Source organism: Dyadobacter subterraneus (assembly GCF_015221875.1).
Lineage (GTDB): Bacteria > Bacteroidota > Bacteroidia > Cytophagales > Spirosomataceae > Dyadobacter > Dyadobacter subterraneus.
On the sequence record NZ_JACYGY010000007.1, the window covers coordinates 1 to 6,893 of the forward strand.

Consider the following 6,893-nt stretch of genomic DNA (forward strand, 5'->3'; position numbering starts at 1 on the left):
ATATTATGTCAAGTGAAAAGGTAATCAATAAGCCTTGATTTGATCCCAATGGCCATTTTTTAGTAAAGCTTTACATAACCCTTAGCTATGCATAACCCAGGTTATGTAAAGCTTTACATAAAATTGGCCGAAAAAACTACCTTTTTGCCGGATCACACGAAGCAGCACAACGGGCTGCCATGATCTACTCCTTCTTTGCAATTTGCAAAAAACACAACGTCAATCCCTACAATTGGCTAAAAAACACCCCGACAAACATCTCGACAATTAACCATAAAAACATCAACGATCTGTACCCGCAAAACTTTAACAATATTCAACAGTTAACAAAGATGTAGTTGGTAGGACGGATACAATACAGGAGCATTTTTACTTCTTTTTTTCTTAGTTTTCCGGCGGCACGGGCCGCCCCGCTTGCGCATTCTTAGTTTGGCTTCCGCCAACAAAAAGGAATGTTAATCCGGCCTTCTGTAACGCATTGAAAAGGGAGTAACTTGCGGTGCCTTCTATGGCCACCGAAGTTAGGCCGTGATTTTGAAGGTGCTTAATAAGCAGTTCATGATCTTTTGTGTAAATTTCAAATGAGCGTACATTTTTCTTATTTTGGTCAATAGCCACCAGGTGGCTACGAGATCCAACCCGGGCCGGTGCGGTCTATGCCCGCGGCATTGTAATTAATGACGGTAATGATTTCTTTTCCATAACATTTCGTCTTAAAAATAATGAAATAGCTTCATGGAAGTGTATTTTTAGGATATAAGATTTTTCTGTACAGGATTCTCAAACAGAGATCACCAATTAATTTAACAAATGCTTCAGCAATAACTGAGGTATTATACAATCCAGCTCAGATTTTAGGAACGACTTTCGGGTACCATTAAACCTAAGAGCTTATTTATGAAGCTCTTAGGCGATAACGGAATATCGAATTAGTTTCCCAGTTGTCGTTCCTATTCAACGGAATATGTGAAGTCTAACGATTTTAGTACGATGTAACTGGTGATTTTACGGTCATGATTGCGATGATGAATTTGCGTTAAGGTTCATTGAGAACACTGTTTATTGTTATAATTAGGTCAGCGTAGATCTCGTTTTGTTTTGGCAGAAAAAAATCGGCGCCGGCAGCCATTATCTTGTCAATCGTTTGAGTATCATTTTTACTGGAAAATGCGATAATTTTTATGAAAGGCCAGTTCGTTCGTAAAATGCATGCAGTTTGAAATCCATCCATTATTGGCGTTTCAATATCGAGGATTATTAGAGCAGGGGGTATTTGTGCGCGAAGCATCTTATCTACGCAATCCTGTCCGTTTTCTGCTTCAAACGCAATGGTAAAATGATAATCAACAAGAAGACGCCTGATGAATGCCCGTGCCATTAAATTATGATCTACGATGGCTATGGAGTAGGTTGTATTTGATTTCATGAGTAACGTTGAGTTATTTGTTTTGACGAAAGAACTAAATTTAAGCTACGAATGGGTTCGATAGTTCAATTGGTTAAGAACATCAGCATGTATTGGAGTTGCAAGCCTCCTTAAGATGATGGATTAATTAAATTCTGTAAATTTTTAGATCGTCTGCGGTTAGATTGCATTGAGCGGCTAATGGATTCTCACTGTTAAACTGGTAAGCACCCATATTAATCTCATCGTTAAAGATTTAGCCGTTACCAGCGATGTCCAATAGTATGATCCCATTACAAAACCAAAAATTCCTAGTATTGATCAGCGGGCTGCACCTAAGCAAGCTATAATCCCCTTTCGTGCTCGGACCATGTGAATGAGGAGCCATAAACATAGGGTCAGTGCTGCCGGCGATATTAATGTTAGACCAATTTGTATAATCCTGTACCAAGATGTAATTAGGTTTTGTTTTTCAAAACTCTTAAAATCCAGATAAATCAGGATCATGCAATATTTGATGAGAAATAATTTTACTTATCGTAATGAATTCGGAATATAGTAAAAACGCAGCAATCGACTATGAAAATTTCATAGTTTTTGACTTGACCCATTATGGTTATATTACAATTACCTTGCCTGAAAATTCTATATGTTTCATGTTAAATAAGGTGTAAAAAAGGAGGTGTTTATTAAACTCTTTGCTCGATAGCTATTTCCCTAAAAAAAGAACCTTCTCGAAAAGCTGAGAAGGTTTTAACGTTGAGGAAAGCAGGGTAACACTTCTAAATTTATAAAGCATCTGCGATGTAGCTATAAATAATTTATTAAACGGTACCAAATTTTAAACAATCTTTATAATGTCATTTTTTAACTGAAAATAATTATGTTATGTATAAAAATTTAAATATGACTTTTACCAACATTGCATATATATAAAACAGTTATTTGAATGTAGCCAAAGTTAAATTTTGTATGTCCCATTTTTCGCGGAAATTTAGGTTCTGTGAAAATTAAGTCAGTTTTCGGTATACTGATCCACTTAACAAACTAGCTCAGATGTTGATGGACTTGCCAGCCATCACATCTAAGAATCCCAATGGCATCTTTTCAAAAGACTCATCAAACAATCGTCGTTTTCTCTTAGTCAAATTTAGTTGACATGTTAAATACTGTCATTTTTCTCTTCAAATATATGTAACAATTGCAAAGCCAAGTTTTCCTTGACAGCAGCAGGGCGTAATACGTTTTTCTGTTATTGTGCCGACAAAACACTGATTATTCTATGAGTATATTAATATATTGTCCAGTCTTTTAGCTTTATCTAATTATGCAAGTCTGCAATACACGTATTGCATGTGATACTTAGATTAAAATAATTTCAGCCTATATATAATTTTGCCTAAAAAGCATAACCAATTTTCATTGTCATATAATCTCGGTTGTAAAAAATCTTCTCGTCAATCAAGTTCATCTCTAGGGAAATTGAAAATGAGTTAAGATTTATTCCAATCCTTGGTGAAACACCAAAGCGTATTCCCAAGTTTTCTCTTCGAACATTGATCGGATCGGATTGTTGTTTGTCGGGAAATCTTCCATAGCCCAATCGGTAAAGTCCGGCGCCAATTCCAATAAAAGGTGCGTATTTACTATTCCACAGTTTAATAACATCTGCGGTGGCAGACAACGAGCCCATTGGATCACCCTTTGTCCTACCGGCGTCACTGATATAGGAGCTCATATATGTATATTCTCCACGAAACCCTACAGATATATAGTTAGTAAGCATATATGAAGGTTCTGCCGAAATAGACAGCGTCGATGCTTGAAAAAAACTCTCTTTATTTCGGTAGGTTGTACCTATACCAACACCAATCTTAAAATTCCATCGGTCTCTGTATTGCAGAAAGTCAGGAGATTTTTGATCATAAGTCTGCGGGCGAATTATTTCAGCATTATTTTGCCCCTTTACGACCTGAAACATAAAAACGATGGACAATGTTAAGAGAAAATTTTTCATTCGTTAGCTGGTTAAACTGGACTTCTCAAAGAAACCATTCTGATATTTATGGTATTATTTTACTAAAACCAATAATTATGCCAGAGTTTGTATCGGTTACGTGGGTGTCTGCCGAAAGAATAGAGACTCTTTGAAAAATGTACAATGCTCTCATTGCCAATTTTTGAATAATGTTGTTACTAGAAGCAATTTGGTTTAGAATTTCAACAAATCATCCAGAGAGGCGCAATTTTCATGAAAAGGTCTGTGAAGCAATTTTTTATATGATAGAATAGGTTGATATAAAACCTTGATAAAATTTAAAGAAAAAAAATTCCCAAATTTAAAACTGTTGAAAATTGCAGCAGTTAGATAGTACTGACTTTTCTACAATCATCGAGTTATTCTTCATCAGATAAACTGTAAATTTGTGGATTGGCCTGACTGTCTGGACTATTTTAATGAATACTGATGCCTGGAGGTACAAATCATGGCCGATTTTGTTGCCAATTATTTAGCTTGTTCTAATTTCCCGCTTTGAATGCCAGCATTGAGCATGTGTTCTGATACAAAACAGCAAGCCTTGATAGTCTGCATCTAAAAGTTTTACCTTTGTTTATTTACAAAATGAAGTTGAAAGTAGCGACAAGCCAGTCTTATCTGGAAACATTGGGTGGTTTTTCGACTGAATAAATATCACACTTGGTCCGGGACATATTTAGCTCGATCCTTTTCTTACGCCCTGTTTACGGCTGGGGTCAGGTCAGGTGTTTTTGGTTGGATGCGGGCTTTGGCGAATGATTATGTTTCGAACGGTATTATTACTCTGCAGCAACGTAACCTGAAAGCATATCTGCTAAATCCTGCCAGGATTAAAAAAGCGGATTGTCCGGATTTTTTTTAATTAATGGAAAGAAAAATTGACTATTTTTTAGTGAAACAACTCGGTATATCCGGGTTTCTGTACAGAGGAAAAATGAGCAATCATTTGCGCGATCTTAGGTAAAACCTTTAAAGAAAATAACGCGTTCATTTTACCGATAGTAGTTTACTGGTGAAATCTTTTGCCAATCCCAAATTAATTGCTAACATTCTCTACTAATGACAAACGGACCAAAGCAACTGCCAGCCTCCATAAGCTTATAGATTCTAATTTCGCTAGCACCTGCAATCTTTTGAACAAAAGTAAATGTGTTTTGGTGACCTTCTGGCAACATGAATCCATTAAGTGCAAGCTGATCAGAAGTCTTTTATCAGTATGCGTCCGATAAAACCATCTTTTAACTGATCTGCATAGTTCGTAATCTTGTTTCATGAAAACTGAGACAGAAAAAATGCGTGAGCTGTACGATCAATGGCAAACGCAAGGCTTAAGCAAACAGGCTTTTTGCAATCAGAATGGGATGGGATACCATAAATTCAATTACTGGGTTAAGAAATTCCGCCGCGAAAATGTGCCCATTGTGGCGGCACCCCGTGGGTTTAGTCAGATACTGGTTCAAAAACCAGCTTTAATTGAGCAAAACCAACAAGCTCTGGCAGCAATTACTTTTCCATCTGGAGCGCGTATAGAGCTGTTCGGATCTCTCGACGCTTCATTTATAAAGAAGCTCCTTCTTTAATATGTTGGCTTTATCTCACAGCTGCCGATACTTTCTGTACCGGAGTCCAACGGATATGCGTTTTGGCATATACAGCCTGGCTGGCTTGGTCCGGAATGAATTGGGTTTTGATCCATCAGGCGGTGATGTTTTCGTTTTTCTGGGCAAAAGACTTAATCAAATCCGACTCTTACAATGGGATCGGGATGGGTTTGCCATGTATGTCAAAAAGCTTGAACAAGGTACTTTCGAATGGCCCAAAGGAGAAGATATTTCCATTACCAGCCAACAGTTGACACTTCTTCTGCAAGGCGTAATGCTGGATTCGGTTCGCCTAAGAAAGCGCTATCAGCATACAAAATAGGGTGCAGGGTTGCATAAGAAACCAATCTAAAAAGTGCCTCTAAGGCTTGGATAGGCATATTTTGTGTTGTATCTTCGGATTATGGAAGATACAGCGACGGACTATAAATTACTTTATGAACAAGAGATTGCTGCGCATAAAAAGTCGCTGGAATTAATATCCGAAAAAGATGAGCAGATCCAGACTCTGAACTTTCAGCTTGATAAATACAAGCAATATATATTTGGCAAAAAGAATGAGAAATTAGCCAGTATAAATACGGACGTAAATCAGATCAACCTGTTTGAATTAGGAATCGACCAACCCAAACAGGAAGAACTCTCAGAGCAGGCTGCTGAAGTTGTCAAGGAAAAAGTACCTGCAAAAAAACGTGAAAAAGGCACGGGTAGAATGATACTTCCTGAGAACCTGCGCCGTGAGATCATTATTATTGAACCTACCGAAGACGTTACTGGCTGCACTATCATTGGAGAAGAAGTCACAGAGGTTCTGGACCTGATTCCTGCTGAGTTCTTTGTGAAGCGTTATATCCGCTACAAATATGCACGTGCCAATGGCGAGGGCATTATAACAGCATCACTTCCAGACCGTGTGATCGAAAAAGGTATCCCTTCTGAAGCTGTAATCGCCCAAATGGTTGTCGATAAATATGTTTTCGGTCTTCCACTTCACCGGCAGATTGACAAATACAGACGGTTAGGAGTAAATGTTCCTGCATCCACCGCTTCTGACTGGATCATTAAAGGATGGCAGCATCTAACTCCGCTGTGGGAGCTTTTAAAACTATTGGTTCTAAACCAGAGATATTTACAAGCCGACGAGTCGCCGCTGAAAGTACTTGATAGAGACCACAAAAATGGTATCCATCAAGGCTACATGTGGATATATAATGCTCCCTGCGACAAGCTTACACTGTTTGATTACAGGAGAGGTCGTGATCAGAGTGGGCCCAAGCAAATGCTTGAGGGCTATGCTGGCATACTGCAAGTAGACGGCTACGTCGTCTATGAAAAGCTTTTTGGTAACCATCCAGAAATTCTTTTAGTCTACTGCATGGCCCATGCTCGACGTCGATTCATAGATGCCTTGAAATACGACGAACAGAAGGCTACTTATGTGCTTGAACGGATGCAGCTACTTTACGTCCTTGAAAAACAGATGCGGGAAGAGGGGCTGAATTGGGAAGAAAAAACAAAGTTAAGACAGGAAAAATCGATACCGGTTCTCTTAGGGCTAAAAGAATGGATGACCCAGCAACTTCCACTAGTTATCCCCAAAAGCCCATTAGGTCAGGCTATTGCATACAGCTTACCTCGCTGGGAAGGCCTGAGTGCGTATGCATTACATGGGCAAATTGAAATTGATAATAATCTCGCTGAGAACGTAATTAGACCCCTCGCGATTGGTTATGGATAGTTAAAGATTATGCAAAGCAATAGTCTAAAATCAATGTTTCCAGGTAGTTGACTCTATATTTCCGATAAATCGCTTTGCATAATATTATTCATTTTCACCTTCAAAAGTTCG

General features: G+C 38.3%; 5 protein-coding genes and 1 pseudogene. 4 read left to right on the top strand and 2 right to left on the bottom strand.

Annotated features, from left to right (window positions below; all coding sequences use genetic code 11):
- Window positions 1-122 precede the first annotated feature (122 nt).
- Window positions 123-338, top strand: a pseudogene (locus IEE83_RS32650) (IS66 family transposase); the annotation flags it as partial.
- Window positions 339-1,036: 698 nt separating this feature from the next.
- Here the strand turns inward: IEE83_RS32650 and IEE83_RS32655 are convergent.
- Together IEE83_RS32655 and IEE83_RS32660 are read right to left on the bottom strand one after the other, a co-directional pair.
- Window positions 1,037-1,426 carry a response regulator gene (locus IEE83_RS32655; RefSeq protein WP_194124953.1) on the bottom strand — a complete coding sequence of 130 codons (390 nt, stop codon included), beginning with the start codon at window positions 1,424-1,426 and terminating at the stop codon, window positions 1,037-1,039.
- A gap of 1,378 nt (window positions 1,427-2,804) precedes the next feature.
- Complete coding sequence (locus IEE83_RS32660; protein WP_194124954.1) at window positions 2,805-3,422, bottom strand: hypothetical protein; 618 nt, start codon at window positions 3,420-3,422, stop codon at window positions 2,805-2,807.
- A gap of 1,292 nt (window positions 3,423-4,714) precedes the next feature.
- Between IEE83_RS32660 and tnpA the strand changes: the two genes are divergently transcribed.
- From tnpA to tnpC, 3 genes are all read left to right on the top strand, one after another.
- Window positions 4,715-5,023, top strand: a complete 309-nt coding sequence (gene tnpA / locus IEE83_RS32665; protein ID WP_194124955.1) for an IS66 family insertion sequence element accessory protein TnpA — start codon at window positions 4,715-4,717, stop codon at window positions 5,021-5,023.
- 1 nt (window position 5,024) lies between these two features.
- Entirely contained in the window at window positions 5,025-5,366 is a 342-nt protein-coding gene (gene tnpB, locus IEE83_RS32670; protein WP_228102197.1) for an IS66 family insertion sequence element accessory protein TnpB, read from the top strand.
- Window positions 5,367-5,447: 81 nt separating this feature from the next.
- Window positions 5,448-6,782 (top strand): IS66 family transposase, encoded by a 1,335-nt coding sequence (tnpC, locus tag IEE83_RS33170; RefSeq protein ID WP_228102198.1) that lies wholly within the window; start codon window positions 5,448-5,450, stop codon window positions 6,780-6,782.
- Window positions 6,783-6,893 lie beyond the last annotated feature (111 nt).

Bases quoted from the DNA above. Each gene is read 5' to 3' on its own strand.
- IEE83_RS32655 (WP_194124953.1), bottom strand. From the start codon at position 1,426: ATGAAATCAAATACAACCTACTCCATAGCCATCGTAGATCATAATTTA.
- IEE83_RS32660 (WP_194124954.1), bottom strand. From the start codon at position 3,422: ATGAAAAATTTTCTCTTAACATTGTCCATCGTTTTTATGTTTCAGGTC.
- tnpA (WP_194124955.1), top strand. From the start codon at position 4,715: ATGAAAACTGAGACAGAAAAAATGCGTGAGCTGTACGATCAATGGCAA.
- tnpB (WP_228102197.1), top strand. From the start codon at position 5,025: ATGTTGGCTTTATCTCACAGCTGCCGATACTTTCTGTACCGGAGTCCA.
- tnpC (WP_228102198.1), top strand. From the start codon at position 5,448: ATGGAAGATACAGCGACGGACTATAAATTACTTTATGAACAAGAGATT.